We start from the raw sequence: 26,964 nt of genomic DNA, 5'->3' as shown, positions 1-26,964 counted from the left end.
CAAAGCCCGGGCGGAAGTTCCAGCCGGTGTCCACACATGGCGTTGGGGCCCGCTGGGGAGACTTGTTCGCCAACTCGGGAGTGTTGTTCACTCGTTCGTGTGGCGGAGCGGTTGATGCGCGCCCCCTCCTGAAAAGCACTGGAATGGTCGGGAGCCGTACCAGGGGGCGGGACGCTCATTCATGTGACCGTGCGTCACCTCTGCTTCAAGGGCGGACGAGTCGAGATTGCGAGCACCGGTGCAGAAGAAGCGGCCTCGGAGCAAGGGCGGCAGTAACAGCGGTTCCGAGGCGGCGCCGACGCCCCAGGCCGAGGGCGGTCGCCGCGTGCGCGTCCGCAACCGGCTGGTCGCGGGCGTCGCCGTCGTCGGGATCACCGCCATAGCGGCGGGGACACCGGCCGTGCTCGCCGCCTCGTCCGACCTCACCGACTCGCAGCAGCTGGTCACCCTCGCCGAGCTGAACCAGCAGGCGATCTCCCTGGCCCACTCCCTCGCCGACGAGCGCGACGAGGTCACCGTCTACATCGCGGGCGGCCGGGAGGGCGAGCCGGGCAGCCAGGGCGCCCGCGTCGACCAGCAGGTGGACGAGATCCGGGAGACGGCCCCGTCCGACCTCCTGCGCGACCTGTCCACCATCCCGTCCCTGCGCCGCGACGCGGTCAGCGGCAAGGGCACGGCCCTGGAGGCCCACCGGGCGTACTCCGAGGTCATCGCCAAACTCCACGGCCTCGCCGACGAGCTCGCCCGCTCCACCCCGCCGCGCGCCGCCGACGCCACCCGCACCCCGCAGGCGCTCGGCCGGGCCACCGAGGAGGCGTCCGCCGCCCGGGGGCTGCTGCTCGCCGCGCTCGCCGTGCCCCGCCCGGAGCCGGCGCCCCCGCGCATCGACCCGTTCACCGGGCTGCCCGTGCAGAGCGAGGACGAGGGCGAGACCAAGGAGGACCGCACCCGGAACGCGCTGAGCGCCGCCGCCCAGCAGGCCCGGGTCGGCGAGCTCTCCGCGCTCGCCGACTTCGACCAGTCCGCCGGCGCCTCCGCCCGCGACAAACTGGCCTCCACCGTCACCGGGCCGGAGGTCAACAGCGCCGAGAAGTACCTCGCCGAGCTGACCGACCGCCCCGAACTGTCCGATGCCGATCTGAAGGTCAGCGACAAGAAGGTCGCCGCGGCCCTCGCCGCCCGCGTCGACCGGATGCGCTCGGTGGAGTCCGCTCTCGGCACCACCCAGGTCCAGGGCCTCGAACAGCTCCGCGACGACGACGTCACCGCCCTCGAACTGCGCATCGCGCTCCTCGGCGGCTGCTTCCTCGTCGCGGTCGCCGTCTCCACCGCCGTCGCCCGCACCCTCACCCAGCCGCTCGCCGTGCTCCGGATCGGCGCCGCCCGCCTCGCCGCCGAACCCGCCACCGCCGAACCGGTCCGCTACACCGGCCGCAACGACGAGTTCGCCCAGACCGTCCGCTCCATCAACGCCCTGCACGGCCGTCTGCGGGAGCTGCTCCAGCAGTTCAACGTGCGCTTCGAGAGCCTGGAGACCGAGCGCGCCGAACTGCTCGCCGGACGCGAGGCCCTCACCGTGCAGCGCGCCGAACTCCAGGTGCGCGCGGCTGACCTGGCGGCCCAGCTGGAGAAGCTGAAGAACACCGTCCACCACACCTTCGTCAACCTCTCGCTGCGCACCCTCGGCCTGGTCGAACGGCAGCTCGGCGTCATCGAGTCCCTGGAGGAGCGCGAGCAGGACCCGGAACGGCTGGGCACGCTCTTCAAGCTCGACCACATGGCCACGGTCATGCGCCGTCACAGCGAGAACATGCTGGTCCTCGCGGGCGCCGACCACGGACACGGCCACCCGGGCCCGATCCCGCTGGTCGACGTCCTGCGCGCGGCCGTCAGCGAGATCGAGCGGTACGAACGGGTCACCATCCAGTCCCTGCCGCCGCACGCCCAGGTCGCCGGGTTCGCCGCCGACGACCTCAGCCACTTGGTCGCGGAGCTCCTGGAGAACGCCACCTCGTTCTCCCCGCCCGACTCCCACGTCCAGCTCTCCGGCTGGCTCCTGGAGAGCGGCGAGGTGATGCTCTCCGTCCAGGACGAGGGCATCGGCATGTCGTCCGTACGGATGGGCGAGCTCAACACCCGCCTGGCGGACCCGGCGCTCTTCGAGGCCGGCGAGCAGAACGCGGACGGGGCCGGGCTCGGTCTCCAGGTGACCTCGCTGCTCGCCGCCCGTCATGCCGTACGCGTGGAGCTGCGCGAGCAGAAGGGGAGCGGGGTGACCGCGGTCGTCGTCCTCCCGGAGGCCCTGCTGCCCAAGGCCCTCCCGGCGGCGACACCCCCGCCCGTCACCGCCCCGGGCGACGCGCCCACGCTGAACCTGCCGGGCTCGGTGGCCGAGGCCAACTCCAACACCCTGCCGGGGCGCGCCGCGTCCACCTCGGACGACCCGATGATCGCGGCAGCGGAACGGGCCCTGGCGGGGGCGCCGGGGGAGCCTGTCACGCCGGAGGCGCCGGTGACCCCTGAGGCCGTCGTCGCCCCTGAGGTCCCTGAGACGGCCCCCGAGCCGGAGGCCACCCACGACGAACCGGAACCCGCCCCCGCCCCCGAGACCGACTCCGAGCGCACCCTCCAGGTCCGCCTCCCCCGGCCGCCGCAGGCGGCAGGCGCTGCGGACCCCGACCCGTACGCCATCGGCCCCGACCGCCACGAGCACGCCGCCGACGAGGCCCCCGCACCATCGGACACCGTCCCCGGCCCCCGTAAGCCCGAAGGGGAGACCGTCACCGACAAGGGGCTGCCCAAGCGGACGCCCAAGGTCGTGCGGCCCGCCGGGGCGCCCGTGGCCGAGCGGCGGGGGAGCGTCGACAAGGACGCACTGCGGCGCAGGCTCGGCGGCTTCCAGCAGGGCGCCAAGGACGGCCGCCGCGACGTCGAGGCCGAACTCGCCGAGGGCGCGAGCCCCACACGTACCGAGCACGCCGAGCCGGCAGGCCGCAGCGACGGCCGGACCGGAGAGACGGGGGACACAGTCGAGGAGGCACGCAGTTGACTGCGCCCAGCACATTCGGGCTGAGCACCGAGGCCCGGAACCTGCACTGGTTGCTGAGCAATCTCGTGGAGGAGGTGCCAGGGGTCCACTCGGTCACCGTCGTCTCGTCCGACGGCCTGATGCTGCTGTCCTCCGACCCCGGCCACCACAAGGCCGCCGGGCCCGAGGCCCCGCAGAGCGGACCGCGCGGTTCCAGCGCCGACCTGGCGACCATCGTCTCCGGCATCGGCAGCCTCACCGCCGGTGCCGCGAAGCTGATGGACGGTGGTGGCGTGAAGCAGACCATGGTCGCCATGGAGGAGGGCAGCGTCTTCGTCATGTCGATCAGCGACGGATCGCTGCTCGGGGTGCACGCCGCCCCCGACTGCGACATGGGCGTCATCGCGTACCACATGGCGCTGTTCGTCGGCCGCGCCGGACACGTACTCACCCCCGAACTCCGCAGTGAGCTGCGCACATCGATGGAGAGCGCCCAGTGAGCCACGCCGCAGCCGGACCCGCCCGCAAACTGCCCGTCCGGGGAGCCGGCAAACGGCCCGCGCGGGTCCGCCCGTACTCGCTCACGGGCGGCCGCACCCGCTTCGGGCACGTCCTGCTGGTCGAGACGTTCGTCGCCGCGCTGGAGGCCCCCGAGGAGCGCCGCGAACTCACCAACGGCAATCTGGCGACCCGCCTGATGCCGGAGCTCAGGGCCATTGTCGAGCTCTGCCGCCGGATGCGTACCGTCGCCGAGATCTCGGCGCTGCTGAAGATGCCGCTCGGCGTGGTCCGGGTGCTGCTCAGCGACTTGGCCGACCAGGGAAAGATCCGCGTGTACGGGACCGGGCACGGCACCGGCCAGCCCGACCGCGCACTGCTCGAAAGGGTGCTCGATGGACTCCGCCGTCTCTGAGTCGCTGTTCGCACCGCGGCAGCCGGGCCCGGAGGCGCGGCCCGAGGAGAAGCTCCAGCCCTGGCAGCTGGACCGCACCCGGGCCCCGATCGCCACGAAGATCGTGGTCGCGGGCGGCTTCGGCGTCGGCAAGACCACCTTCGTGACCGCGGTCTCCGAGATCACCCCGTTGCAGACCGAGGCCATGATGACCCGGGCCAGTGAGGACACCGACGACCTCAGCGCCACCCCGGACAAGGCCACCACGACCGTCGCCATGGACTTCGGCCGGCTCACGCTGGACGACGACCTCGTGCTGTACGTGTTCGGCACCCCGGGCCAGCAGCGGTTCTGGTTCATGTGGGACGACCTGGTGCGCGGCGCGATCGGTGCCGTCGTCATGGCCGACACCCGCCGCCTCGCCGACTGCTTCCCCGCGCTCGACTACTTCGAGAGCTGCGGACTGCCGTACATCGTGGCCGTCAACCACTTCGAGGGGACGCCGGGCTTCGAGGCCGACGACGTCCGGGAGGCCCTGACCGTACCGGCGCACGTGCCCATAGTGATCATGGACGCGCGCAACAGGATCACGGTGGTCGAGTCCCTGCTGGCCCTCGTCGGCCACGCCCTCGACGCCACCCCCGCGTAGCCCCCTCAGCACCACACAACGGAGAACCGGATGCGGAAGATACTGATAGTCGGAGCCGGTCAGTCCGGACTCCAGCTCGCCCTGGGACTTCAGTCCAAGGGGTACGAAGTCACCCTGATGTCCAACCGCACCGCCGACGAGATCCGCTCCGGGCGGGTCATGTCCACGCAGTGCATGTTCCACACCGCGCTCCAGCACGAGCGGGACCTCCAGCTCAACTTCTGGGAGTCCCAGGCCCCCCGCATCGAGGGGCTCGGAGTCTCGGTCGCCGCCCCCGACTCCTCGCGGGCCGTCGACTGGGTCGGCAAGCTCGACGGCTACGCCCAGTCCGTGGACCAGCGCGTCAAGATGGCCGGCTGGATGGACACCTTCGCCCAGCGCGGCGGACAGCTCGTCATCCACGGCGCGGCCGTCTCCGACCTGGACTACTTCTCCCGCACCTACGACCTGGTGCTGGTCTCCGCCGGCAAGGGCGAGCTGGTCTCGATGTTCGGCCGGGACGCCTCCCGTTCGCCGTTCGACGCTCCGCAGCGCGCGCTGGCCGTCGCGTACGTGCACGGCATGGGCCCGCGCCCGGAGCACCCCGACTTCGACGCGGTCCGCTGCAACCTGGTCCCGGGTGTCGGCGAGCTCTTCGTGATGCCGACCCTGACCACGTCCGGCCGCGCCGACATCCTGTTCTGGGAGGGCGTCCCCGGCGGGCCGCTCGACGCGTTCCAGGGCATCAAGGACCCCTCCGAGCACCTGGCGAAGACCCTGGAGCTGATGGAGACCTTCACGCCCTGGGAGTACGCCCGCGCCACCAAGGTCGAGCTGACCGACGCCAACGGCACCCTCGCCGGCCGCTACGCCCCCACCGTCCGCAAGCCCGTCGGCCGGCTGCCCGGCGGCGGCCTGGTGCTCGGCGTCGCGGACGTTGTCGTCGCCAACGACCCGATCACCGGCCAGGGCTCCAACTCGGCGTCCAAGTGCGCCGCCGCCTACCTCGACTCGATCGTGGAGCACGGCGACCGGGAGTTCGACGAGGCGTGGATGCAGTCCACATTCGACCGGTACTGGGACACCGCCCAGCACGTCACCAAGTGGACCAACGCGATGCTCGGCGTCCCGCCGGAGCACGTGCTGAACCTGATCGGCGCCGCCGGACAGCTCCAGCCGGTCGCGGACCGCTTCGCCAACGGCTTCAACGACCCGGCGGACTTCGAGAACTTCTTCTTCGAGCCGGAGAAGGCGAACGCCTACCTCGCCTCGGTGGCGGGCCCGGCCGCCTGACGTGCTGTTCGGCCCCGGCTGCTTACGTGGCCGGGGCCGAGGAGGCCCCGTACCCCTCGTCCGAACCGTCCGTCGCGCCGTCGGGCAGCTCCGGGCCCTGGTACGAGGCCAGCGGCGTGCCGGCGGGGTCGGGCCGGACCGCCCCGAGCACCGGGTTGGACGCCACGGGCGAGACCTTCACGCTGGTGCCGGGCCGGGGCGCCTGCACCACCAGGCCGTTGCCGACGTACAGCGCCACATGGGTCGCCTCCGGGAAGTAGACCACCAGGTCGCCCGGGCGCAGCGCGTTCATCGGGACCCTGGTCAGCTGCCGCCACTGCTCCTGCGAGGTGCGCGGAATGACGTGGCCGGCGCTCGCCCACGCCTGCGAGGTGAGCCCGGAGCAGTCGAACGAACCCGGACCCTCCGCGCCCCACACGTACGGCTTGCCGATCTGCCGGACCGCGTACCCGACGGCCTCGCCGCCCTGGGCGGTCGGCGGCCGGGACGAGGACAGCGCGCCCGAGGCCACCAGGGCGCTCTGGGCCTGGTCCGTGTTCTTCCGCTCCAGCCCGGAGACCTCGGCGAGCTGGTCCGCGGTGAGCGAGGCGAGCTTCGCCTCCACCTGTTTCAGCCGGGTCCGTACGGTGTCGCGGTCCTTCTTCTTCCGCGCGGCCAGGGTCCGCTGCTCGGCGAGCACCTTGCGGGACTCCTTCACCAGCTCGTCGGCCCGCTTCTCGGCCGCGCCGAGCCGCTGCACGGCCGCCATCCGCCCGGCGGCGAGGCGCTGGATGACCTGGCCCTGGGTCAGGGCGGCCTCGGGGTCGCGCATCAGGAGCAGCCGCAGATACGCGGAGAGCTCGGACCGGCCCTGGTACTGCTCGCGGGCCAGCTGCCCGGCGGCGTCACGGCCCCTGCTCAGCGAGCGGCGCGCGGTGACGAGGGCCGCGTCGAGCTTCTTCGCCCGCGCGGCCCGCTTCTTCAGCTCGGCCGTCGTGCCGTTGTAGGTCTCGGTGGCCTTTTCGGCCTGCTGGTAGAGGCGCTGCAACTCGGTCAGCAGCCCGGCGACCCCGCCGGCCGGAGCGCCGGGCGCGGGCGGCGGGGGCGAGGGGGCGGCTACGGCGTTGGCCGGCGAGACCACGACGACGGCGGCCAGCGCCGCCGTACCGAGAGAACGGACCAGGGTGCCCGACGACACGACATCACCTCCGGAACCGGGGTGAATCGTGCGACTACCCCATGAGTGAGCGCAATGCGTCCATACGCTCACCCGTGCGACGGGGCGATGCAAGAACCCCCGGCCGTGACGACCCCCACCGCCTTCCGGATTTCGCCCGGAAGGCGGCGGACGGAGGGCCGGGCGGTGCCGTCAGGCGACCGGGAACGCGTACACCGTGCGGCCGCGTCGGACGACCGCCGTCTTGTCGTACGCCAGCACCTGGTAGCCGGCGTTGACGGTCTCGCCCTCCGGGCCCTGGTCGCCGATGTCCTGGAACTTCCAGAGGCGCTTGCCGTCGGCGCCGGAGAAGGCGGTGACCTGGCCGGTGCCTGCCGCCAGGACGGTGCCGCCGGAGGACGTGACGGTGAGGGCCGGGGTCGCCTTGTCGGGCGTGGCCTCCGTGGAGCGGCGCCACTTGACCTGGCCGCTCGACGGGTCCACCGCGCCCACCTCCTGGTTGACGTTCGTCGTGTGCAGCACGTCCTTGGCCAGGACGGAGGCGCCGAAGACCGATCCGCGGCCGCCCTTCACGGTCCACTTCGCCTTGCCGCCGGGCGTGTCGAAGGCGCGGAGGCCGGAGCCGTCCGCCGCGTACACCACGCCGTTCTCGTCGCCGATGGCCTGGGCGGTGAGGCCGACGGTGCCCAGCGTCCTGGTCCACTGGACCTTGCCGGTCTCGCGGTCGAAGCTGTGGAAGTGGGTCTTCTTCTTGTACCCCTTCACCTGGCCGGCGGTGAGGGTCGCGGGACGCTGACGCACGATGAGGGAGTCCGGGCGTATCGCGATCGTCCAGTAGGTCGGCGGCAGGCCGCCGCGGCCGTTGGGGACCTGGGTCCGCCACAGCTCCGTGCGCCGCACGATGTCGTACGCGAACAGGTACGACTTGACGACCTGCTTGTCCTTGCCGGGCTTCTGCCCCTTCTTCGGCTTGGGCGCCTTCACGAGGGTCTTGGTCGATCCGGTGAACCAGACCGTCGCGCCGTCCGACCCGACGAGCGTCCGTATCGCCAGGCCCGGCGCGCTCTCGAACGCTTCGGTGAAGGCCACCCGGTGGGCGGTCTTGCCGTCCTTCACCGCGAGCCACAGCATCTCGGTGCTGCCCGCTACGAGGCAGTGCTCCTCGTCGACCGGGAGGGCGGCCCGGCTGGGGGCGCCGGTCGGGTTCGCCCAGAGCCGGCGTCCGGTGCGCAGGTCGACGGCGCTGACCTGGCTCTCGTCCGAGATCACCAACAGGCGGTCGTTCCACACGGCGGCGGTGAGCGGGGCCGGTTCGGCCGCGGGGTGGTGGTAGACCCAGCGTGGAGTCGGGGCGGCCCCCGCGACGCTGGGCCCGCCCGACGTCGGCGCCGGCTTCGGGTCCGGCTTGTCGTCGTCCCCGCCGGAGGTCAGCGCGTACAGCGTCCCGCCGCCGGCCAGGAGCCCGGCCACGCCGCCCACCACCCCGAACAGCAGCCCGCGCCGGCTGGGCCCGGACCGCCCGGGCTCGGCGGGCGGTGCGACGTTCGGGATCGGCGCGGGCGGCAGCGGTACGGGGACGGGCTGGGGAGCCTGGTGCTGGTACGGGGGCTGCTGCTGCGGGTACCCGTACCCGGACTGGTCCGGCCACGGAGCCTGCTGCCCCGGCTGCCCGATCGCCCCGAGCTGTGTGGTGCGGGTGTCCGGGACGGCGGCGGACGCGTCCGGGACCGTGCCGCCGCCGTCCACCGTCGGCTGCTGCCACGCGGGCACCGGAGTCGGCTCGTGCTGCGGCGGCACGGCGTCCTGTATATCGGGCTCGGGCGCCGGCCGGGGCGCGGGCGCGACGGCGTCCCAGACGTCCCCGTACGACTTCGGGGGATTCGCTCCCCGGGCGCCCGAGGGGTTCTCGTCGGACACCGGATACTGATCGGACACGGGGTTCTCCACAGACGCGTTCTTCATGGACACGGAATTCTCGGGCGCGGCCGCCAGTCGCCCGGCCCGGACGCCCTGTTCGGCCACGCCGGCCGCCAACGCCTCCGGGAGCCAGCCGGACGCGGCCAGGGCGGCCGCGCCCTCCAGGGCGAGTCCGGCGGCCACCGTGCCCGCCGTGGGACGGTCGGCCGGGTCCTTCGCCAGGCAGCGGGCGATCAGGTCGCGCAACTCGTCGGGCACCCCGCCGAGTTCCGGGGCGGCCTGCGCGATGCGGTCGGCGGCCTCGGCCGGAGGGCCGTCCGCCAGCGGGGTCGTCCCGGTCGCCGCGTAGGCGAGCAGCAGGCCGAGCACGAAGAGATCGGAGGCCGGGCCCGCCTCCTCGCCCGCGAGCTGTTCGGGGGTCAGATAGCCGAGCCGTACGGAGAGCCGTCCGCCCGGGCCCGCCGACGCCTCGGCCGCCGCGCCCAGCGGGCCGAAGGCGGTGAGCCGGGGGCCGTCCTCGGCGAGCAGCACGGTTTCGGGCGCCAGGCCGTGCAGCACGGCGCCGGTGGCGTGCACCCGGGACAGGGTCTCGGCGAGGCCCGCGCCCAGTATCCGCACGGCACGCGCGGGCAGCGGCCCCGCGGCCCCTATGGCCTCGGCCAGGGTCAGCGCGGGGACGTACACCGCGGCGGTCCAGGGCGCGTCGCCCTCGTCCGCGCGGGTCTCCAGCGGCCCGTCGACCCAGCCCCCGGCGAGCCGGCCCGCGAGGTCCGCCTCGGCGTCGAAGCGCTGGCGGAAGGCGGGTGAGGCGGCGAGCCCGGGCCGGGCGGCGGTGACCACGACGAGCTCGCCGTTGTCCGCGCCGTGCGCGAGGTACTGCACCGCGGCGGCCGTCTCGCGCAAGCGGGCCAGCACGGTGTACGGACCGAAGCGGCCTGGCTCGTCCTGACGCGGCGCATCCATGGCGCATCCCCCCTTGTGACCGTCCCCGTCCCGTCCCCAGGGACCAGACGTTCGATCCTAGGGCCTGTCTGACCATTCCCGTCTGCCGGGCGGGCGGACGACGGGAATGGTCAGACAGGCCCTAGTGGGGTGGTTCCTGCGGCCCGCCGCCCGGCTTCGACCACGGCCACCGGGGCCGCTCGCGCCCCTCGGGGGCGTACGCGTAGATCCACCCCCGCTGGATACCGAGCCGCTTGGTGTGACCGGCCGGGGTCCTGCGGTACGCGTGCACCGTGGGCGGTCCGCCGGCCGCGTCCGGGACGGGGACCTCGTACCACTTGGGCGGGTGGCCGGTCGCGCCGGTCAGGACGGGCAGGACCCGGCCGTCCAGCGGGCCGCCGACGAAGGCGGTGTTCTCACTTCTCACCGGGCCAGTCTGACCGATCGTGGGGCGGGCCCCGCGCGGTCGGTCACTCCGGCGGCAGCAGATGCGCGGCGACGCCGGTCAGCGGGGCCAGCCGGTCCACCAGCCGCCCGGCCGGGCCCTCCGCGGTCTCCAGCGGGAGCAGCGCGGCCACGGCGGCCGCGGTCTGCGGGTCCGAGGACGAGGTGACGGCCAGCAGGCCGATGAACTGGTCGACCAGCCAGTCCCGCAGCTCGGCGGCGTCCGGCCGCTTGCCCTCGTCCAGCCAGATCAGCGAGGCGGCCTCGACCGCGGCGATCCAGGTGCGCACCATCATGCTCATCCGGGGCGCGGGTTCGCTGTGCGCGTCGTGGCCCAGGTGGAACAGGATCTGCTCGGCCGCCGCGCGCCGCACCTCGTCCACGATGGTGGTCGTCCGGGAGGTCTCGGCGACGCTGCCGCCCCGGAGCAGCGCGCTGAAACCGGCGTCGTGCTCGTCCACGAAGGCCAGATAGCGGTCGAGGACACGGGTCACCCGCTCGGTCGGCGGGCCCTCGGCGGGCTCGGCGAAGCACAGCTTCAGCTGCTCGGCGGCCGAACGGAGCGCCGCCTCGTACAACTGCTGCCGCCCGCCCGGGAAGTAGCGGTACACCAGCGGGCGCGACACCCCGGCCACCGTCGCGACCTCGTCCAGCGAGACCTCGTCGGGGGACCGGTGCGCGAAGAGCGTGAGGGCGGCGCCGAGCAGCTGGGTGCGGCGCTCCTCGACACTGAGTCTTCGGTACGCGCGGCCGGGCGGCGCAACTGCTGCTGGGGTCATGACACCCAGCCTAAGGGGGGCCGCCCTCACGCCAGCAGGCCCGAGCTCTTCCAGAGCCGGCGGCCCACCCCGTTCAGGACGCCGATGTCCTCGAAGAAGTCGGTCAGCCGCTTGGCGCCCGTCCGCATGACCTCCGCCCGGTGTCCGCTGGCCTTCACCTGGGCGACCGCCTCGTGGCGGTTCAGCCCGACGTTCTCGTAGACCTGCGGGTTGATGAAGCAGACGGAGAAGACCCGGGCCGCCTGTCCCGAGCTGACACGGGCCAGTTCGCGCTCCCAGCGGGGCGCGGTCACCATCTGGCGGCGCAGCTCCTCGCGGGCGTAGCGGACGTGCCGCGCCTCCTCGATGACGTGGATGCGGGTCACGCCGCGCACCAGGGGCTGGACGCGCTCGTCGGGGAAGGTCAGCCGCTGCATCCAGTCGAGGATCTCCTCGCCGAGGAGCGTCCCGGCGAACGAACCGGGCGTCGTGGACACGCTCTTCAGGACGCGCGCCATGTTGTGGTAGCGGCGCGGAACGGTGTACGTGGGCCCGCCGCCCCAGGTGATCATGCGGCCGAACATCATCGAGTGCCGGCACTCGTCGGCGATCTCGGTGAGCGCGTAGCGGACGTGGTTGCTGGTCGGGGGCTTGTCGTAGACGTGCCGGACGAGCAGCTGCATGAGGATGATCTCGAACCAGATGCCGAGCGAGGCGAGGGACGCGGCCTCGTGCCGGGCCAGTTCCTGCCGCTGGTCGTGCGACATCCGCCGCCACAGCGGGGTGTCGTAGAGCGAGACCAGCTCGGGCGGCCAGAACCACTTGCCGTCCTCCGGCGGCGCGTCCCAGTCGAGATCCTTGTCGGGGTCGAAGGAGTGCTTGGCGGACGCCTCCAGGAGCCGTTCGGCGATCTGCTCGCGGCCGCGCAGCGGGCCGAGTGCGTCGCGGAGCGTCTGCAGGTCGCTTTCGGTCACGGTCGTCATCGCGGAGGCACCTCACCCATGGGTTACCGACGGTCACACACTATGAGACTGCTTGTCAGCAAGGCCGTCAATCCCCTGTGCGCGACTTGTTGACCCCGCGTCTACCAACGTGTGAACCTGCCAACTGAGCGGGGAGCCCGCCGACTTCCCGGCAGTCGCAGGCGAAGGAGCCGTCCGTGTCGACCCACGACCTCTACACCACCGCCCCCGAGGAACCGCTGTGGACCGTGCCCGCCACCGGCGCCGCCCGCTTCAGCTGGGACTACGACGACGGCCGCGAGCGCCTTCTCGCCCTGTACCAGAAGGGCAAGGACAAGCAGTGGGACGGCAACAAGCGCATCGACTGGAGCCTGGAGGTCGACCCCACCGACCCGCTCGGCACCCCCGACGAGGCCCTGACCCTGTACGGCACCCCGCACTGGGCGCGGATGACCGAGAAGGACCGGGGGGAGCTGCGGCAGCACTACACCTCCTGGCAGTTCAGCCAGTTCCTGCACGGCGAGCAGGGCGCGATGATCTGCGCCGCCCGCATCGTGGAGGCCGTCCCCGACCTGGACGCCAAGTTCTACTCCGCGACCCAGGCGATGGACGAGGCCCGGCACGCGGAGATATACGGCCGGTTCCTGCACGAGAAGATCGGGATGCTCTACCCGGTCAACCACAGCCTTCAGGGCCTGCTCGGCGACACCCTGCGCGACTCCCGCTGGGACATGCCCTACCTCGGCATGCAGGTCCTCATCGAGGGCCTGGCGCTGGCCGCGTTCGGCATGATCCGCGACACCACGACCCGGCCGCTGCCCAAGCAGATCCTGGCGTACGTGATGCAGGACGAGGCACGCCATGTCGCCTTCGGGCGGATGGCGCTGCGCGACTACTACCAGCAGCTCAGCGACGCGGAGCGGCGCGAGCGCGAGGAGTTCGTCATCGAGGGCTGCTACCTGATGCGCGACCGGCTCAGCGGGGTCGAGGTCCTGGAGAACTTCGGCATCGGCAGGCAGGAGGCGAAGGAGCTCTCCGAGCACTCCGAATTCCTCCAGCTCTTCCGCAAGCTGCTGTTCAGCCGCATCGTCCCGTGCGTCAAGGACATCGGCCTGTGGGGCGAACGGCTCCAGAAGGCTTACGTCGACATGGGCGTCCTCGAACTCGGCGACTCCAGCCTGGACCTGCTCATGGCCCAGGACGAGGAGATCGCCGACCAGCTCGACAAGGACCGCTTCGAGGCGGAGGAACGGGCGAGGGTGGCGGAAGTGGCCGAGGCGATCGCACAGGGCGGGGTGGATGGGACAGAAGGCTGACGACGGCCGCGCGGCCGTCCACGCGGCGGTCGCCGCCCGGCTCGCCCCGATGAGCGACCGCCGCCTCGGCCAGGAGGTCGCCGCGGCCACCCCGCTCGGCTCCGGCATGGGCGGCCGGGCGGCGGAACTGGACGTCGACGGCACCCGCGTCTTCGTGAAGCGGGTGCCCCTCACCGACCTCGAACTCCGCCCGGAACACGTACGGTCCACGGCCAACCTCTTCGGGCTGCCGGTGTTCTACCAGTACGGGATCGGCTCGGCCGGGTTCGGCGCCTGGCGGGAACTGGCCGCGCACACCCTCACCACCCGCTGGGTCCTCGACGGCGCCCACCCGGACTTCCCGCTGATGTACCACTGGCGGGTCCTGCCCGACACCCCGCCGCAGGGGTACGTGGACGAGTTCGGCGGCATCGAGGGCGCCGTGGCCCACTGGGAGGGCCACCCCGCCGTACGCGCCCGGCTGGAGGCCATCGGCCGGTCCACCGCGAGCCTGGTCCTCTTCCTGGAACACGTGCCGCACACCCTGGGGGCCTGGCTGGCCGACCGCCGCGCCGCCGCCGCGCGGGGCGGCGAGGCACCCCCGTACGCCCGGATCGACGCGGCCCTGACACGCGGCGCGGACTTCATGAGCGCGCAGGGGTTCGTCCACTTCGACGCCCACTTCCGCAACGTGCTCACCGACGGCCGGTCGATCCGCTTCGCCGACTTCGGCCTGGCGCTCAGCACCGCCTTCGAACTCTCCGCCGAGGAGTCCGCGTTCCTGACCGCGCACCGCGCGTACGACCGCCACTACGTCGCGGGCCACCCGGCGGCGGGGCGGTGACCCTACGCGGGCGGCCGCTCCATGCAGACGAGGTCCGCGCGCTCGTCCCATGACGGCACCACGGTGAAACCGAGGCGTTCGTAAAGGGCGACGGCCCCGGTGCGCCAGCGCCAGACCGAGAGCCGCACGGTGCGGGCGCCCGCGTGCCCGGCCCGCTCCAGCGCCGCGCCGAGCAGCGCGGAGGCCACGCCCCGGCCGCGCGCGGCGGGGTCCGTCCAGAGCCGCTTGATCTCCGCCGCCCCGTCGACCGGGCCGGTGACCACGACACAGCCCACCGCCGCACCGCCGTCCCGGGCGACGAGCACGGTGGCGTCCGCGAACGCGCGGTCCGGGTCCTCCGTCTCCCGCCGGTAGCGATCGGGCAGCCCGGACGCGTCGGGGACGGGCGCGCCCTTCTCCGCCTCGGTGCACAGGTGGTAGTCGGTGAGCAGCGCGGCCAGGCCGGGCACGGCGCGCAGTGAGCCGGGCGGCGGGCATTCCACGGAGACGGGGCGGTGGTCGTTCATGGCCCGAGAATCGCACGACGCCGCCTCCGGCCCCGGCCGGGCAGGCCCCGGAAGGCGTCGCGGGGGCATGCCGTAGCTTGTGCGGCATGAGCATGCCCCCGCCCCCGCAGGACCCTTACGGTGCACCCCAGGGCCCGTACGGTGCGCCCCAGGGCCCCTACGGCCCGCCGCAGCCCCAGCCGAATCCGTACGCCCAGCAGCAGCCCTGGGGAGCCCCGCAGGGCGCCGCGCCCCAGCCGTGGGGAGCCCCGCCCGGCGGGCCCGGGTTCCCGCCGGCGCGGCGGACCCGGCCCGGGGTGATCGTGGCGGTCGTCGCCGCGGCGCTCCTGGTGGCGGGCGGTGTCGTCTTCGGCGTCGTACAGCTGGGCGACAAGGCCGACGACAAGCTGCCGGTGTCCAGTGGGTTCCCGGCCGCCGAGTACAGGCTGACCGTGCCGAAGACGCTCCTGGAGGGCGGCTACACCCTCCAGGCGGACACCTCGGCGACGGACGGCAAGGACATCGAGGAGACGTACGACCCGACCATCCGCGACCCCAAGGCCGTGGTCACGCAGTACGCGTCGAAGGACGGCGGGACGCTGATCGTCTCCGGGATGTGGGGCCGCATCAAGAAGCCCGAGTTCTCCCGCGACACGATCCTCAAGGGCGCCGCCGAGGCCGAGGGCATGACCGTGGCGGTGCCCGCGCGGGAGTTCACGCCCGCGGGCTACGGGATCACCGTCGCCTGCGAGGTCGTCCGCTCCGAGGACGGGGGCGTCACCAGCACCCTGCCCATGTGCGCCTGGGGCGACGACAACACCGCCTCCTTCGTCGCCGTCGTCACCGCCGAGACCGCGCTCCAGGACCCCGGCGAGGTCGACCTCGCCGAGGCGGCCCGTCAGGCGGCCCAGGTCCGCAAGGAGATGCGCAAGCCGATCGGGTCGGGGGCGGCCGGCTGACCGGCTGTTACTGCGAGACCTCGATGATGTTCCCGTCCTTGTCGAGGCTGTGCTCGTTCCAGTACGTCCACCACTTGTCGTCCACGTGCTCCGGGACCTTGCCCTCCGGGTAGCGGGCGTATCCCTTGGGCGGCTCCTCGCCGTCCTTCACGCAGGCGCCGCCCGTGCTGCCGACGTACAGCACCGGGTACTCGCCGCCGGAGCAGACCGCGTCCGCTGTCGAGCACGCGGACGTGAGCAGCGCGAACACCGCGCTGCCGACGGTGAGGGCGGCGGTGGTCCGCAGGGAACGGGGACGGCTGGCTGTACGCATCGTGGCACTCCTTCAGGGGGTGGCTGTCGGGATCCAGGCTGCCGTCCCGGCCGTCGGGCCGCCCTGAGTACACGTACTCATCCACGGCGTCCGCGTACTTGTGCGAACGGCTCATCCGGCCCCCACAGCGCCCGCTCCACCGCCCCCGCCGCGGCCAGCAGTCCGGCGTCCCGCCCCCGGGCGGCGACGAGTTGGAGCCCCACCGGGCAGCCGTCCCCGGTGAATCCGGCGGGCACGCTCGCCGCCGGATGGCCGCTCAGGTTGAACGCCCAGGTCAGCGCGGTCGAGAAGGTGTCGCCCGGACCCTCGTGGCCGTGCGGGCGGTTGGGCGTGACCGGGGTCAGGAGCAGGGGCGTCCGGGCGAAGAAGGCGTCCAGGCGGCGGTCGTTCTCCGCGCGCGCCTCCACCTCCGGTGGGCGTACGTCACCGCCCCGCACCGCCAGCCAGGCCGCCGCCGGGTCCAGCAGATCGAAGCCCCCGGTGAGCCGCACGACCCCAGCCGCCTCAAGGCGCCGCACCGCGCCCCGCACCACGGCCGCCACCTCCGGCTCGGTCTCCGCGAAGCCCAGGTCAGGGCTGAAGGCGGCGGACAGCGGCAGCGGGGGAGCGACCGGGGCGTAGTCGTCCAGGACGCAGCGCAGATACGTCTCCGCCTCCGCCGCCGACGCCGCCAGCACCCCGGCCGAGGCGAGCCCCGACCGGTCCGGGGAGGGCAGCAGCCCGTTCGTCGTCTTCAGCCCGAACACCCCGCACCAGGCGGCCGGGATGCGCACCGACCCCGCCCCGTCGCTGCCCGTCGCCAGTGGCACCAGGCCCGCCGCGACCGCCACCGCCGAGCCCGCCGACGAACCGCCCGGAGTCCGGTCCGGGCGCCAGGGGTTGACCGTACGACCGTGTCTGCCGAGCCCCCAGGTCTGCCAGTGCGTCCCCGGACCCGGCACCGAGGTCGAGCCGACCGGGACCCCGCCCGCCGCGATCAGCCGCCGGGCCGCGTAGGAGCGGAGGCCGGCGGGGCCCTTCACCGCGAAGGGGAGCCCGGCCAGTGGGAGCCGGGACGCGGCGGGGAGCCGGGCGAGCGCGTCCTCGGGCCAGACGTCGAGGAAGGCGCACAGTCCCGGGTCCTCGCGGTCGATCGAGGCCAGCACCTCGCGAAGTTCCCCGGAATCGGCCATGGGCTCAGTCTTCCAGGGCCGCCTCCATCACGGCACGGGCGATCGGGGCCGCGCTGCCGCCGCCGCTGATGTCGGCGCGGTCGGCCTCGGCGTCCTCCACGACGACGGCGACCGCGACCGCCGGGCGGGCCGCGCCGTCCGCCTGCGCCCAGGAGATGAACCAGGCATAGGGCAGATCCGAGTTGTCGACGCCGTGCTGGGCGGTGCCGGTCTTGCCGCCGACCGTCGCCCCGTCGATCGCCGCGTTCCCGCCCGTACCGTCCTGCACGACGTCGACCATCATCTGCCGCAGCTGCGTCGCCGTCATCGGGTTCATCGCCCGGTGGTACGACTTCGACCCCGTGGTGCGGACCGTGGCCCCGTCGTGCTTGGTCGTCCGCTCCACCAGGTGCGGGTACATCAGCTCCCCGCCGTTGGCGACGGCCGCCGCGACCATCGCCATCTGGAGCGGGGTCGCCGAGGTGTCGAACTGGCCGATCGAGGACTGCGCCAGCTGGTCGTCGCTCATCTCCGTGTCGAAGTTGCTCTTCGCCACCCCGGACGGGACCTTCAGCCCGGTGTCGTTGAAGCCGAACCGCTCGGCCGCGTCCACCATCCCGTCGAGCCCGACCTCCACCCCGAGGTGCGCCATCACGGTGTTGCAGGAGACCCGGATCGCGTCCGCGAGGGACGCCTTCTCGCAGCCGCGCGACTCGTTGGGCAGCACGGTCGAGGTGCCCGGCAGGACGTACGGGGACGGGGTGTCGGTCTCCTCGTCCGGATCGGTGACGACCTCCGCGTCCAGCGCGGCCGCCGCTGTCACGATCTTGAACGTGGAGCCCGGCGGATAGGTCTGCCGGATCGCCCGGTTGAGCATGGGCCGGCTCTCCGCGTCGTTCAGCTCCCGCCAGGCGCCCGTGACGGACGAGCCGGTCCCGGACAGCCGCCCGGGGTCGTACGAGGGCGTGGAGACCAGGGCCAGGATGCGCCCGGTCGACGGTTCGACGGCGGCGACCGCGCCCCGCCGGTTGCCCAGCCCCTCGTACGCGGCACGCTGCATCGCGTCCCGGACCGTGGTCACGACGTCCCCGCCCGGCTGCTGCGTCCGGCTCACCTCGCCCCACAGGGGGAGCGGCGCGAGCAGCGGGTCGGTGCCGGCGAGGACCCCGTCCTCGGCGTTCTCGATGAGGGTGGTGCCGTACGTCTGCGAGGCGTACCCGGTCACCGGCGCGTACAGCGGCCCGTAGCGGTAGGTCCGCTCGTACGCCAGCTGCTCGCCGGTGTCCTTCGAGCCGGTGACGGGCCGCCCGTCGGCCAGGATGTTGCCGCGCGGCTGGTCGTAACGGGCGATGGTGTTGCGGCGGTTGGCCGGGTTGTCGTCCAACGAGTCGGCCTCGAAGACCTGGACCCGGGCGGCGTTGGCCAGCAGCGCGACGAGCAGCAGCAGACAGAACGCGGCGGCGTGCCGGATGTAGCGGATCACCGTTCGTCCTCCTCGGCCGGGGACCGCGTCGGGTCCGCCGGGACCGACGCCACCTCGCCCGTCTCCACCTCGTCCGGCGCCGGTCTGCGGGCGAGATCGCTGACCCGGATCAGCAGCGCCACGATGATCCAGTTGGTGACCACGGACGAACCGCCCTGTGCCAGGAACGGCATCGCCATCCCGGTCAGCGGGATCAGCCCCATCACCCCGCCCGCGATCACGAAGACCTGGAGCGCCAGGATCGAGGCGAGGCCGATCGAGAGCAGCCGCCCGAACGCGTCGCGCAGCGAGAGCCCCGCCCGGAATCCGCGCGCCACCAGCAGCGCGTACAGCAGGAAGAGCGCGGTCAGCCCGGCGTACCCCAGCTCCTCGCCCGCTGTCGCCAGGATGAAGTCCGACTTCGCGGCGAACCCGATGAGCACGGAGTGCCCGAGCCCCAGCCCCGTACCGAGCATCCCGCCGGCCGCGAAGGCGAACAGCGACTGGGCGAGCTGTCCGGGACCGCGTCCGGCGTCGATCGAGGCGAACGGATCGAGCCAGTCCTGCACCCGGCTGTGCACGTGCGGTTCGAACGAGCCGACGACGAACGCGCCGACCGCCGCGAGCAGCAGCCCCACCGCGATCCAGCCCCGGCGCCCGGTCGCCACGTACAGCAGGATCACGAAGAGTCCGAAGAACAGCAGCGAGGTGCCCAGATCGCGTTCCAGGACCAGCACGCCGACGCTGAGCAGCCAGATCGCCACGATCGGGCCGAGCACCCGGCCGGTGGGCAGCTGGACCTTCCAGACCGTGCGGCCGGTGTACGCGAGGGCGTTGCTGTTCGCCGCGAGGTAGGCGGCGAAGAACACCGCGAGCAGGATCTTGGCGAACTCGCCGGGCTGGAAGGAGAAGCCGCCGACCCGGATCCAGATCTTCGCCCCGTTCACCGCCGGGAAGAAGATCGGCACGATCATCAGGACCAGCGCGGCGGCCACCGACACGTACGCGTACCGCTGGAGGATCCGGTGGTCGCGCAGGAACACCACGACCGCGATGAAGAACGCGACGCCGATCGTGGACCAGATCAGCTGGGTCGTCGCCGCCCGGTCGCCCGGGGTCTCCAGGTCGAGCCGGTAGATCAGCACCAGGCCGATCCCGTTGAGCAGGACGGCGATCGGCAGCAGCAGCGGATCGGCGTACGGGGCGCGGAGCCGTACCGCGAGATGCGCGAGCAGCGCCAGCAGGCCGAGCCCGCCGCCGTACCCCGCGACATCGGGCGGGACCGCGTCGTCGTGGGCGAGCCCGACCGCGGCGTAGCCGCAGACGGAGATCAGGACGGCCCCGATGAGGAGCGAGAGTTCCACGCCGCGCCGCCGGGGCAGGCGCAGCTCGGGCGGGGGTGCGTCCGCCGTCGATGCGGTCATGCCCCGCAACGTAGCAAGACGCGGGTGCTATGTCGGTTATGTCGCGGCGCGTGCGGGGCGGCTCATGGCTCCTCGCGCCGCTCCCCGCCGTCCGGCCCCACGTACCGGGGCAGCGTCAGCCGGGCCACCGCGCCGCCGTCCGGCGCGTTCCCGAAGGTGAGCGCCGCGCCCATCACCTCGGCCTGGCCGGCCGCGATGGTCAGCCCGAGGCCGTGCCCCTTGCCGCCGCCCTCGGTGCGGAAGCGCTGCGGGCCGCCCGATGTCAGGTACTCCGGGAAGCCGTCGCCGTGGTCCCGCACGGTCACCGCGGGCCCGTCGACGGTGAGCACCACGGGCGGCCGGCCGTGCCGGTGGGCGTTGCTGATCAGGTTGCCCAGGACGCGTTCCAGGCGCCGCCGGTCCGTCTCGACGCGCACCGGCTCCCCGGTGACCTCGACCCGGGTGTCCGTGCCCTGCGCCACGCGGGCGGCGAGCGGGGGCAGTTCGTGGACGGCCAGGTCCACGTGTTCGGTGCGGGCGTCCAGGCGCGAGATCTCCAACAGGTCCTCGGTCAGGGCGCGCAGGGCCCGGGCCCGGTCCTGCACCAGCTCGGACGGGCGGCCCGGCGGCAGCAGCTCGGCGGCGGCCGACAGGCCCGTCAGCGGGGTCCGCAGCTCGTGCGCCACATCGGCCGTGAACCGCTGTTCCGCCTGGAGCTTGCGCTGGAGCGCCGAGGCCATGGTGTCCAGCGCCCCGGCGACGACGGCGACCTCGTCCTGCCGCCGCGACGGGTCCGCCGTGCGCGGGTCGCCGACCCGGGCGTCCAGGTCGCCCGCCCCGATCCGCCGGGCCACCCGCGCGGTCTGGTGCAGCCGCCGGGTGACCCGGGTGACCGCGAACGCGCCGACCAGCAGCGTGGCGCCGATCGCCAGCACCGAGGAGCCGATGATCGCCCCGTCCAGGCCGTTGATGGTGCGGGCGCTCTGGCTGTAGTCGGTCCAGGCCGCCAGCGCGTGCCCGCCGTCCGCCGGGGCCGCCGCCCACATCACCGGCCGCCCGGTGAGCCGGCCGGTCATCGTCCCGCGCCGCCCGTCCGCCGCCAGCGCCCGCAACGGCCCCGGCACCCCCGGCGGATCGACCCCGGAACGCGGCGGCAGCGCCTCGCCCGCCTCGTACGCGCGCGACACCTCCGTCAGCCGGGCCAGGGATTTCTCGCGGGCGTGGCCGACGGTCTGGCGGGTGACCGCGGTGTGCACCAGGACGCCGAGGAGCGCGGCGAGCACGCAGCACATCACGGTGATGAACACCGCGGCCTTCCAGGTCAGCGCCGCCGTCCAGGCCGGAAGCCGGGGCCGCGAGCGCCGCCGGGGCGCCTCCGCCCGGCGGCTCACCGGCGCTCCGCCGACAGGGAGGCCGTGGGCCGGGGTGTACGCGGGGCTGAGGGGCGCGGCACCGGCGTCCGCCGCCCGCCGTCCCGGGTGCGCAGGATCTCGTCCTGTGTCGGCAGCATCGCGCGCTGCCGCCCGTCCCAGGACCAGGCCGTGCGGTACTCGTACCCCGTGATCGCCGACGGCGCCCGCATGATGAGGTCGCGCCCGGCCAGCTGGACGCTGAGGACCGCGTCCGACGTGGACATGATCCGGGTCAGCCCGCCGGACTCCGGCATGTAGACGCGTACGGACAGCTGGCGGCCGGGCATCCGGACCGCGAGGACCATCTCCTCCCGGCCGTCGCCCGTGAGGTCCCGGAAGTACGGCGGCAGCACCGGGCAGGTCCGGGGCGCGGACCGGCAGGCTTCGACCAGCTCCACGGTCCGGGCCGGCAGCTCACTGCCCTCGCCGGCCCGCCCGGGCGCCACCTTCAGGCCCGCCCGCACCACCGTCACCGGGTCGAGCCGGCGCACATCACCGCCGGTGACCCGGATGCCGGGGATGCGCGCGGTCTCGCCCTCGCCGTAGTCGTAGGGGGCGGCGGACGCCGGCGGAAGCGTCGGCCACAACCGCACCGGGCCGTTCGCGGGTGGCGTCCGCCCGGCGCTCCGCAGCTCCCCGCCGGTCCCGCAGCCGGCCAGCAGCACGGCGCCCAGGGTCGCCAGGGCGGGCAGCCGCAGACGCATGACTTCCTCCGTTCCCGGCGGGCGGTCGGGCCGACCCTGCCGACCCTATTCGGAAGGAAGTCTCTTATGTGTATTTAGTGCTGATGCCCGGTCAGGGTGGCGCCGACTACTGCTGGTAGGGGTTCTGCCCCTGCCCCGAAGGCCCCGAGGCGCCCGGCGCGTACCCCTGCTGCGGCGCCTGGCCGAACGGGTTGCCGCCCTGCGAGGCCGTCTGCTGGGCCAGCAGCTGCTCGGCCTGGTCCTTGGGTATCCGCTGCTCGCCGCCGCAGAACGTGCACTGCGTGGCGTACGAGGTCGAGATCGGGAACAGCGGCACGAAGAACAGCGTGAACTTCGTGACCCGCTTGCGCAGCGTGTGCGCCGCCGGATTCCCGCACCAGCCACAGACCAGTGTGAGGATCGCCAGCTGGTAGAGATACCCTCGCGTGCCGAAAATGATCATGTCGGTTCCTTCCCCGTTTTCCCCGGGAGCGCCCGGCGGCAGAGCGCCAGCAGCTTTTCGTCGGTGTACGTGTCGTGGCTGCCGCAGTCGCCTTCCGGCGCGTTGTGACGGCGTACGGAGGTGAGCTCGGCGAGCAGCACACGTGCCGCGTCCGACCCTGCCCCAACGGGTCCCGTCCGCGCCAGGCATTCCGCCACCCGGACCCGGACCCGGTGGTTCTGCTCCCAGGCGGTCAGCAGCACCGGGACGGACTCCTCGGCACGACCGGAAACCTCCCACAGTGCGACCGCCGCGTCCACCCGCAGCCACACGTTTCCGTCGTACAGCAGCTCCCGCAGCCGGGGCGCGCCCGCCGCCGCCCGCCAGCCGAGGCGCCCCACCGCGCCCACCGCCGCCCGCCGCGCCTCCACGTCCCAGGCGGCCAGCCCCGCGATCAGCGCGGGCAGCACCGCGTCGGCGTCCCCCTCCACCGCCCACAGCGCCCCGGCCGCCTCCGCCGCCTCCACCGTGCCGGTCCGCCGCACCAGGGCCCGCAGCTCCGGTACGGCGCAGCCCGCGGCGGGCCCGAAGGCGGCGAGGGCCCGCAGCGCCGCCGTACGCGACCGATCGCCCCCGGACTCCGGCGCCCCGCGCAGCACCCGCAGCACCTCCGGGGCCGCCGCGCCCGCCCGGAGCGCGGTGAGCGCGCCCAGCAGCGGCCCCACCCGGTCGTACGCCCGCTCATCGAGCACCGCCTCGCCCAGCCGCTGCCGCAGCGCACCGGCCAGCGGCAGGGCCGCCTCGCCCAGGCGGGCGACCCCGGGCCCCAGCTCGGCCGGCACCAGGGGATGGCCGAGGGCCGCCGTCAGGGCGGGCAGGACGCGCGGGTCGCCCAGCCGGGCCAGGGCCGTCGCCGCGCACCCCAGCCGGGTCCGCCCGTCCGGCCCGGTCCGCACCCAGGCCCCGGGGTCCGCCGCGACCCGCTCCGCCAGCGCGTCCGCCGCCGGGGCGGCCAGCCCGGACAGCCCCGCCAGCAGCTGCGCGGCGGACTCGGCGAGCCTCGGCTCGGGCGCGGCCAGCTGCTCGCCCACCAGCCGCACCAGCTCCGCGTACGAACCCCGCCGGCCGCCGATCAGCCGGTCGCTCATGCGGACGGCGTCGACGCGCTGCCAGGGGTCGGGGCTGCGCAGCTGGTCGGCCAGGAGCGCAGCCCGCTCGGCGACCCGGTCGTCGAGCCCGGCGTGCAGCGTGCGCAGCAGATCGGCCGTCCAGGGCGCGGCCCGTCCCGCCGTCTCCTCGGCGGACAGCGCCCGCACCTGTCCCCGCAGGGTCACCGGGGCCGCCTCGGCGCCCGGCCCCGGCGGCTCGACGGGGCGTGCCCGGGTGCCGCCGGGGCCGGAGGACGAGGTGCGCAGCTGCCCCAGCAGGCCCGTCACCACGGGCACCACATCGGCCGGCAGCGCGTGCGGAGCGCAGCGCGCCAGCTGGGCCAGGGCCGCGAGCCGCGGCCCCGGCGGGCCGGCGTCGCCCGCGAGCCGGGCGAGCCAGTCGGCGACCGGGCCGGCCAGCGGCCGGTGGCGCAGGGCGAGCCGCCCCGCCGCCTCGACCAGGGCGAGCCGCACCTCCTCGTCCCGCTCCGCCGCCAGCCGCGCCCGCAGCAGGGCCAGCACCCTGGCCGGGTCGTCGTGCAGGGCGGCCAGCGCGAGCGGGGCGCTCAGCCGTACGCCCGGGTCCTCGTCGGCCAGCAGCCCGAAGAAGACCCCGGCACCGGCGGAGACGGCTGCCGCGGCCATCGCGTAGTTCGCGGCACCTTCCGCCTCGTCCTCGCCGATCTCCTCCTCGTCGTCCGAGCCCAGGTCGATGCCGCCGATGCTGGTCAGCAACTCGACTATGTCGCCCCGGTCCGGCACCCAGGGATCGGCGACCAGCTCGAAGAGGAAGGGGATGCAGGCCAGCGTGCACGGATAGACGTCGCCCTGGTGGTGCACCGCCCCGTACATCCCGTCCAGCGCCCGTTCCCGCTCCGCCGGATCGCCGGAGGCCAGCCCCCGTAACAGCGCCGGCACGTCGTCCGCCGGTCCGTAGGCATGTCTCATCGAGGCCCAGTCGACCTCTTCGATCCCCGCGAACACGCCATCGCCTCCCCGCCGACGTCACACACGCAGTGTCTGCGCAGAGTGTGCACCACCGCTCGGAGGATCCGACCATCTCCGGCCAGCATTTGCCCTGTGACATGACAAGAGCCGCGTGCTTGCGGTAGGGGCGGGGCGGGTACGCGCGGTCAGACCGGAAGGGGCCGTCCCTCTTCCGGATCGCAGAGCGGGGCCAGCAGATCGCCGTGCCGGTCGAGGCGCGCCGCCATGCCGTCCGCCAGGAACACCAGATCGCCGGGGGAGCGGCAGCCCTCGATCTCCGCCCAGGTGACGGGCGCCGAGACGGCCGGCTCGGCGCGGGCGCGCAGGGTGTAGGGCGTGGCGGTGGTCTTCGCGGCGGCGTTCTGGCTGAAGTCGACGAAGACCTTGCCCGGCCGCAGCGCCTTCCGCATCCGGTGCACCACCAGGTCCGCGAGCTCCTTCTCCGCGCGGACGGCGAGGCCCTTCGCGTACGCCGACACCGCCGCCGAGTCCGTGGGGACGATCGGGACCAGCAGATGCAGGCCCTTGGAGCCCGAGGTCTTCCCGTACGCCGTGAGGCCGTCCTCGGCCAGCCGCTCCCGCAGCCACAGCGCGACCCGGCAGCACTCGACCACCGTGGCGGGCGGCCCCGGGTCCAGGTCGAACACCAGCCGGTCGGCCATCGCGGGGGCCTCGGCCCGCCACTGCGGGGTGTGGAACTCCACCACCAGGTTGGCGGCCCACATCAGCGCGGCCATCTCCTCCACGACCACCTGTTCGGACGGCTCGCTCTCGCGGTGCGGCACCGGGGCCCGGCGTACCCAGGACGGAGTACCGGGCGGCGGGTTCTTCGTGAAGAACAGCTGGCCCTCCGGCCCGTCCGGATAGCGCAGGAAGGACACCGGCCGGTCCCGCAGATGCGCGAGCAGCACCCCGGCCGCCGTGGCCGCGTAGTAGTGCAGCACCTCGCCCTTCGTGGTGCCGGTGGCCGGGTACAGCACCTTGTCCAGATTGCTCAGGGACAGCCGTCGCCCCTCCACCTCGGTGATCGGCGTCATACGATAAGAATCACACGCGAAACGTAGCTTTCTTCGTATCAGCGGATCCAAGGGGTGAACCGGTGAGATCCATCTGGAACGGCGCCATCTCCTTCGGGCTGGTCAGCATCCCGATCAAGCTGGTCAACGCCACCGAGAACCACTCGATCTCGTTCCGGCAGGTCCACGTCGAGGACGGCGGGCGCATCCGCTACCGCAAGGTGTGCGAGCTGGACGGGGAGGAGGTGACGTCCGCCGAGATCGGCAAGGCGTACGAGGACGCCGACGGCACCATGATCCCGATCACCGACGAGGATCTGAGCCACCTGCCGCTGCCCACCGCGAAGACCATCGAGATCGTGGCCTTCGTCCCGGCCGACGCGATCGACCCGCTCCAGATGGACGCGGCCTACTACCTCTCGGCCAACGGGGTCCCGGCGGCGAAGCCGTACACCCTGCTGCGCGAGGCCCTGAAGCGGAGCCGGAAGGTGGCCCTCGCCAAGTACGCGCTGCGCGGGCGCGAGCGCCTGGGCATGCTCCGGGTCGTGGACGACGTCATCGCCATGCACGGGCTGCTCTGGCCGGACGAGATCCGGGCCCCCGAGGGCGTCGCCCCGGAGTCCGACGTGACCGTCCGCGACGCGGAGCTGGACCTCGCGGACGCCCTCATGGACACCCTCGGCGAGGTCGACATGGACTCGCTGCACGACGACTACCGCGAGGCGGTCGAGGAACTGATCGCCACGAAGGCGTCGGGCGAGGCGCTGGAGCCGGCCGAGAAGGGCGCGAAGGGGGGCGGCAAGGTCATCGACCTGCTCGCGGCCCTGGAGAGCAGCGTCAAGGCCGCGAAGGAGGCCCGGGGCGAGGAGGACGCGGACTCCGTGGCGGACGTCACGCACCTCGCCGACCGCAAGCCGTCCGGCGGCGCCGCCAAGAAGTCCGCCGCCTCGCCGAAGTCCGGCGGAGGCAAGAAGTCCACGGAGAGCGGCAAGGGAAAGCCGGCGGCCAAGAAGACGGCCGCCAAGAGCACCGCGAAGAAGGCGGCAGCCAAGAAGACGACGGCGAAGAAGCGGAGCGGGTCGAAGAGCACGGCATCCCGCAAACGCGCTTCGGCATGAGTCCGTGACGACGCGGGGCCGGTCACCGCTCGGACTGCCGCGCACCCCGCCCGGCCGCCCGGTAGGGTGCCGAATGCCGCGACTGGCGCGCACTCCTCGCGGGGTGCTCAGTGGAATCGACCACGAGGGAGCGGCAGACCCCGGGCGTGCCCGGGGGCGTCATGCCGGAGAGCCGTCCGCCTGGGCATCCGGGTCCACGCCGCAGCCATGCGACCGACCCGGGAGG

The 26,964-nt window shown here is 73.6% G+C and carries 23 protein-coding genes, 1 pseudogene and 1 riboswitch; of the genes and pseudogenes, 9 read left to right on the top strand and 15 right to left on the bottom strand.

Features of this window, described 5'->3' with window-relative positions; translation table 11 throughout:
• Nucleotides 1-238: 238 nt before the first annotated feature.
• Genes OG867_RS08570 through OG867_RS08550 form a run of 5 tightly spaced genes read left to right on the top strand, consistent with a single transcriptional unit; the run spans nucleotide 239 to nucleotide 5,841 of the window.
• Nucleotides 239-3,049 (top strand): nitrate- and nitrite sensing domain-containing protein, encoded by a 2,811-nt coding sequence (locus OG867_RS08570; protein ID WP_406284043.1) that lies wholly within the window; start codon nucleotides 239-241, stop codon nucleotides 3,047-3,049.
• Complete coding sequence (locus OG867_RS08565; protein WP_406284041.1) at nucleotides 3,046-3,528, top strand: roadblock/LC7 domain-containing protein; 483 nt, start codon at nucleotides 3,046-3,048, stop codon at nucleotides 3,526-3,528. The genes OG867_RS08570 and OG867_RS08565 overlap by 4 nt, the downstream gene beginning before the upstream one ends.
• A complete protein-coding gene (locus OG867_RS08560) occupies nucleotides 3,525-3,941 on the top strand; it encodes a DUF742 domain-containing protein (protein WP_018102680.1) in 417 nt (138 codons plus the stop codon). The genes OG867_RS08565 and OG867_RS08560 overlap by 4 nt, the downstream gene beginning before the upstream one ends.
• A complete protein-coding gene (locus OG867_RS08555) occupies nucleotides 3,922-4,569 on the top strand; it encodes an ATP/GTP-binding protein (RefSeq protein WP_328902384.1) in 648 nt (215 codons plus the stop codon). Before OG867_RS08560 ends, OG867_RS08555 begins: the two co-directional genes overlap by 20 nt.
• A gap of 30 nt (nucleotides 4,570-4,599) precedes the next feature.
• On the top strand, nucleotides 4,600-5,841 hold the full coding sequence (locus tag OG867_RS08550; protein ID WP_406284038.1) for a styrene monooxygenase/indole monooxygenase family protein: 1,242 nt from the start codon (nucleotides 4,600-4,602) through the stop codon (nucleotides 5,839-5,841).
• A 22-nt stretch (nucleotides 5,842-5,863) separates the two neighbouring features.
• Here the strand turns inward: OG867_RS08550 and OG867_RS08545 are convergent, their stop codons facing one another.
• From OG867_RS08545 to OG867_RS08525, 5 genes are all read right to left on the bottom strand, one after another.
• The gene (locus OG867_RS08545; RefSeq protein ID WP_406284036.1) at nucleotides 5,864-7,018 is read right to left on the bottom strand and encodes an NlpC/P60 family protein; all 1,155 of its coding nucleotides are present in this window, start codon (nucleotides 7,016-7,018) and stop codon (nucleotides 5,864-5,866) included.
• 171 nt (nucleotides 7,019-7,189) lie between these two features.
• A complete protein-coding gene (locus OG867_RS08540) occupies nucleotides 7,190-9,877 on the bottom strand; it encodes a PQQ-binding-like beta-propeller repeat protein (RefSeq protein ID WP_406284034.1) in 2,688 nt (895 codons plus the stop codon).
• Nucleotides 9,878-9,998: 121 nt separating this feature from the next.
• Entirely contained in the window at nucleotides 9,999-10,283 is a 285-nt protein-coding gene (locus OG867_RS08535; RefSeq protein ID WP_406284032.1) for a hypothetical protein, read from the bottom strand.
• A gap of 43 nt (nucleotides 10,284-10,326) precedes the next feature.
• The gene (locus OG867_RS08530) at nucleotides 10,327-11,079 is read right to left on the bottom strand and encodes a TetR/AcrR family transcriptional regulator (RefSeq protein WP_406284030.1); all 753 of its coding nucleotides are present in this window, start codon (nucleotides 11,077-11,079) and stop codon (nucleotides 10,327-10,329) included.
• 26 nt (nucleotides 11,080-11,105) lie between these two features.
• On the bottom strand, nucleotides 11,106-12,041 hold the full coding sequence (locus OG867_RS08525) for a diiron oxygenase (protein ID WP_406284028.1): 936 nt from the start codon (nucleotides 12,039-12,041) through the stop codon (nucleotides 11,106-11,108).
• 176 nt (nucleotides 12,042-12,217) lie between these two features.
• Here OG867_RS08525 and OG867_RS08520 point away from each other — a divergent pair, with 176 nt between their 5' ends.
• Together OG867_RS08520 and OG867_RS08515 are read left to right on the top strand one after the other, a co-directional pair.
• Nucleotides 12,218-13,336, top strand: coding sequence for a ferritin-like domain-containing protein (locus OG867_RS08520; RefSeq protein WP_406284026.1), 1,119 nt, complete (start codon nucleotides 12,218-12,220; stop codon nucleotides 13,334-13,336).
• Nucleotides 13,320-14,141 (top strand): annotated as a pseudogene (locus OG867_RS08515) (protein kinase family protein); the annotation flags it as partial. The gene OG867_RS08520 and the pseudogene OG867_RS08515, both read left to right, overlap by 17 nt.
• Before the next feature lie 20 nt (nucleotides 14,142-14,161).
• Here OG867_RS08515 and OG867_RS08510 read toward each other — a convergent pair.
• A complete protein-coding gene (locus OG867_RS08510) occupies nucleotides 14,162-14,665 on the bottom strand; it encodes a GNAT family N-acetyltransferase (RefSeq protein ID WP_161207604.1) in 504 nt (167 codons plus the stop codon).
• A gap of 86 nt (nucleotides 14,666-14,751) precedes the next feature.
• Between OG867_RS08510 and OG867_RS08505 the strand changes: the two genes are divergently transcribed.
• Nucleotides 14,752-15,603 carry a hypothetical protein gene (locus OG867_RS08505; protein ID WP_406284023.1) on the top strand — a complete coding sequence of 284 codons (852 nt, stop codon included), beginning with the start codon at nucleotides 14,752-14,754 and terminating at the stop codon, nucleotides 15,601-15,603.
• A gap of 7 nt (nucleotides 15,604-15,610) precedes the next feature.
• On the opposite strand, the gene OG867_RS08500 is transcribed toward OG867_RS08505, so the two are convergent.
• The 9 genes from OG867_RS08500 to ligD form a co-directional block, all read right to left on the bottom strand.
• The gene (locus OG867_RS08500; RefSeq protein ID WP_406284021.1) at nucleotides 15,611-15,916 is read right to left on the bottom strand and encodes an SCO0607 family lipoprotein; all 306 of its coding nucleotides are present in this window, start codon (nucleotides 15,914-15,916) and stop codon (nucleotides 15,611-15,613) included.
• A 77-nt stretch (nucleotides 15,917-15,993) separates the two neighbouring features.
• On the bottom strand, nucleotides 15,994-17,088 hold the full coding sequence (locus tag OG867_RS08495; protein ID WP_406284019.1) for an amidase family protein: 1,095 nt from the start codon (nucleotides 17,086-17,088) through the stop codon (nucleotides 15,994-15,996).
• A gap of 4 nt (nucleotides 17,089-17,092) precedes the next feature.
• The gene (locus OG867_RS08490) at nucleotides 17,093-18,550 is read right to left on the bottom strand and encodes a penicillin-binding transpeptidase domain-containing protein (RefSeq protein ID WP_406284017.1); all 1,458 of its coding nucleotides are present in this window, start codon (nucleotides 18,548-18,550) and stop codon (nucleotides 17,093-17,095) included.
• A complete protein-coding gene (locus tag OG867_RS08485) occupies nucleotides 18,547-19,953 on the bottom strand; it encodes an FtsW/RodA/SpoVE family cell cycle protein (RefSeq protein WP_406284015.1) in 1,407 nt (468 codons plus the stop codon). The genes OG867_RS08490 and OG867_RS08485 overlap by 4 nt, the downstream gene beginning before the upstream one ends.
• A 62-nt stretch (nucleotides 19,954-20,015) precedes the next feature.
• Complete coding sequence (locus OG867_RS08480; protein WP_406284013.1) at nucleotides 20,016-21,323, bottom strand: ATP-binding protein; 1,308 nt, start codon at nucleotides 21,321-21,323, stop codon at nucleotides 20,016-20,018.
• On the bottom strand, nucleotides 21,320-22,048 hold the full coding sequence (locus OG867_RS08475; RefSeq protein WP_328902396.1) for a hypothetical protein: 729 nt from the start codon (nucleotides 22,046-22,048) through the stop codon (nucleotides 21,320-21,322). The genes OG867_RS08480 and OG867_RS08475 overlap by 4 nt, the downstream gene beginning before the upstream one ends.
• Before the next feature lie 106 nt (nucleotides 22,049-22,154).
• Nucleotides 22,155-22,490 carry a zinc-ribbon domain-containing protein gene (locus OG867_RS08470; RefSeq protein WP_406284011.1) on the bottom strand — a complete coding sequence of 112 codons (336 nt, stop codon included), beginning with the start codon at nucleotides 22,488-22,490 and terminating at the stop codon, nucleotides 22,155-22,157.
• Complete coding sequence (locus OG867_RS08465) at nucleotides 22,487-24,601, bottom strand: PBS lyase (RefSeq protein ID WP_406284009.1); 2,115 nt, start codon at nucleotides 24,599-24,601, stop codon at nucleotides 22,487-22,489. Before OG867_RS08465 ends, OG867_RS08470 begins: the two co-directional genes overlap by 4 nt.
• A gap of 149 nt (nucleotides 24,602-24,750) precedes the next feature.
• Entirely contained in the window at nucleotides 24,751-25,641 is an 891-nt protein-coding gene (ligD, locus tag OG867_RS08460) for a non-homologous end-joining DNA ligase (protein ID WP_328902399.1), read from the bottom strand.
• Between the two features lie 62 nt (nucleotides 25,642-25,703).
• Between ligD and OG867_RS08455 the strand changes: the two genes are divergently transcribed.
• Nucleotides 25,704-26,738: a Ku protein gene (locus OG867_RS08455; protein ID WP_406284006.1), complete on the top strand. Its 1,035-nt coding sequence runs from the start codon at nucleotides 25,704-25,706 to the stop codon at nucleotides 26,736-26,738.
• 68 nt (nucleotides 26,739-26,806) lie between these two features.
• A riboswitch (ZMP/ZTP riboswitch) is annotated at nucleotides 26,807-26,931 on the top strand.
• The last annotated feature ends 33 nt before the right edge of the window (nucleotides 26,932-26,964 follow it).

Source organism: Streptomyces sp. NBC_00209 (assembly GCF_045206345.1).
Classification (GTDB): Bacteria; Actinomycetota; Actinomycetes; order Streptomycetales; family Streptomycetaceae; genus Streptomyces.
This window is presented reverse-complemented; position numbering and strand designations above follow the sequence as displayed.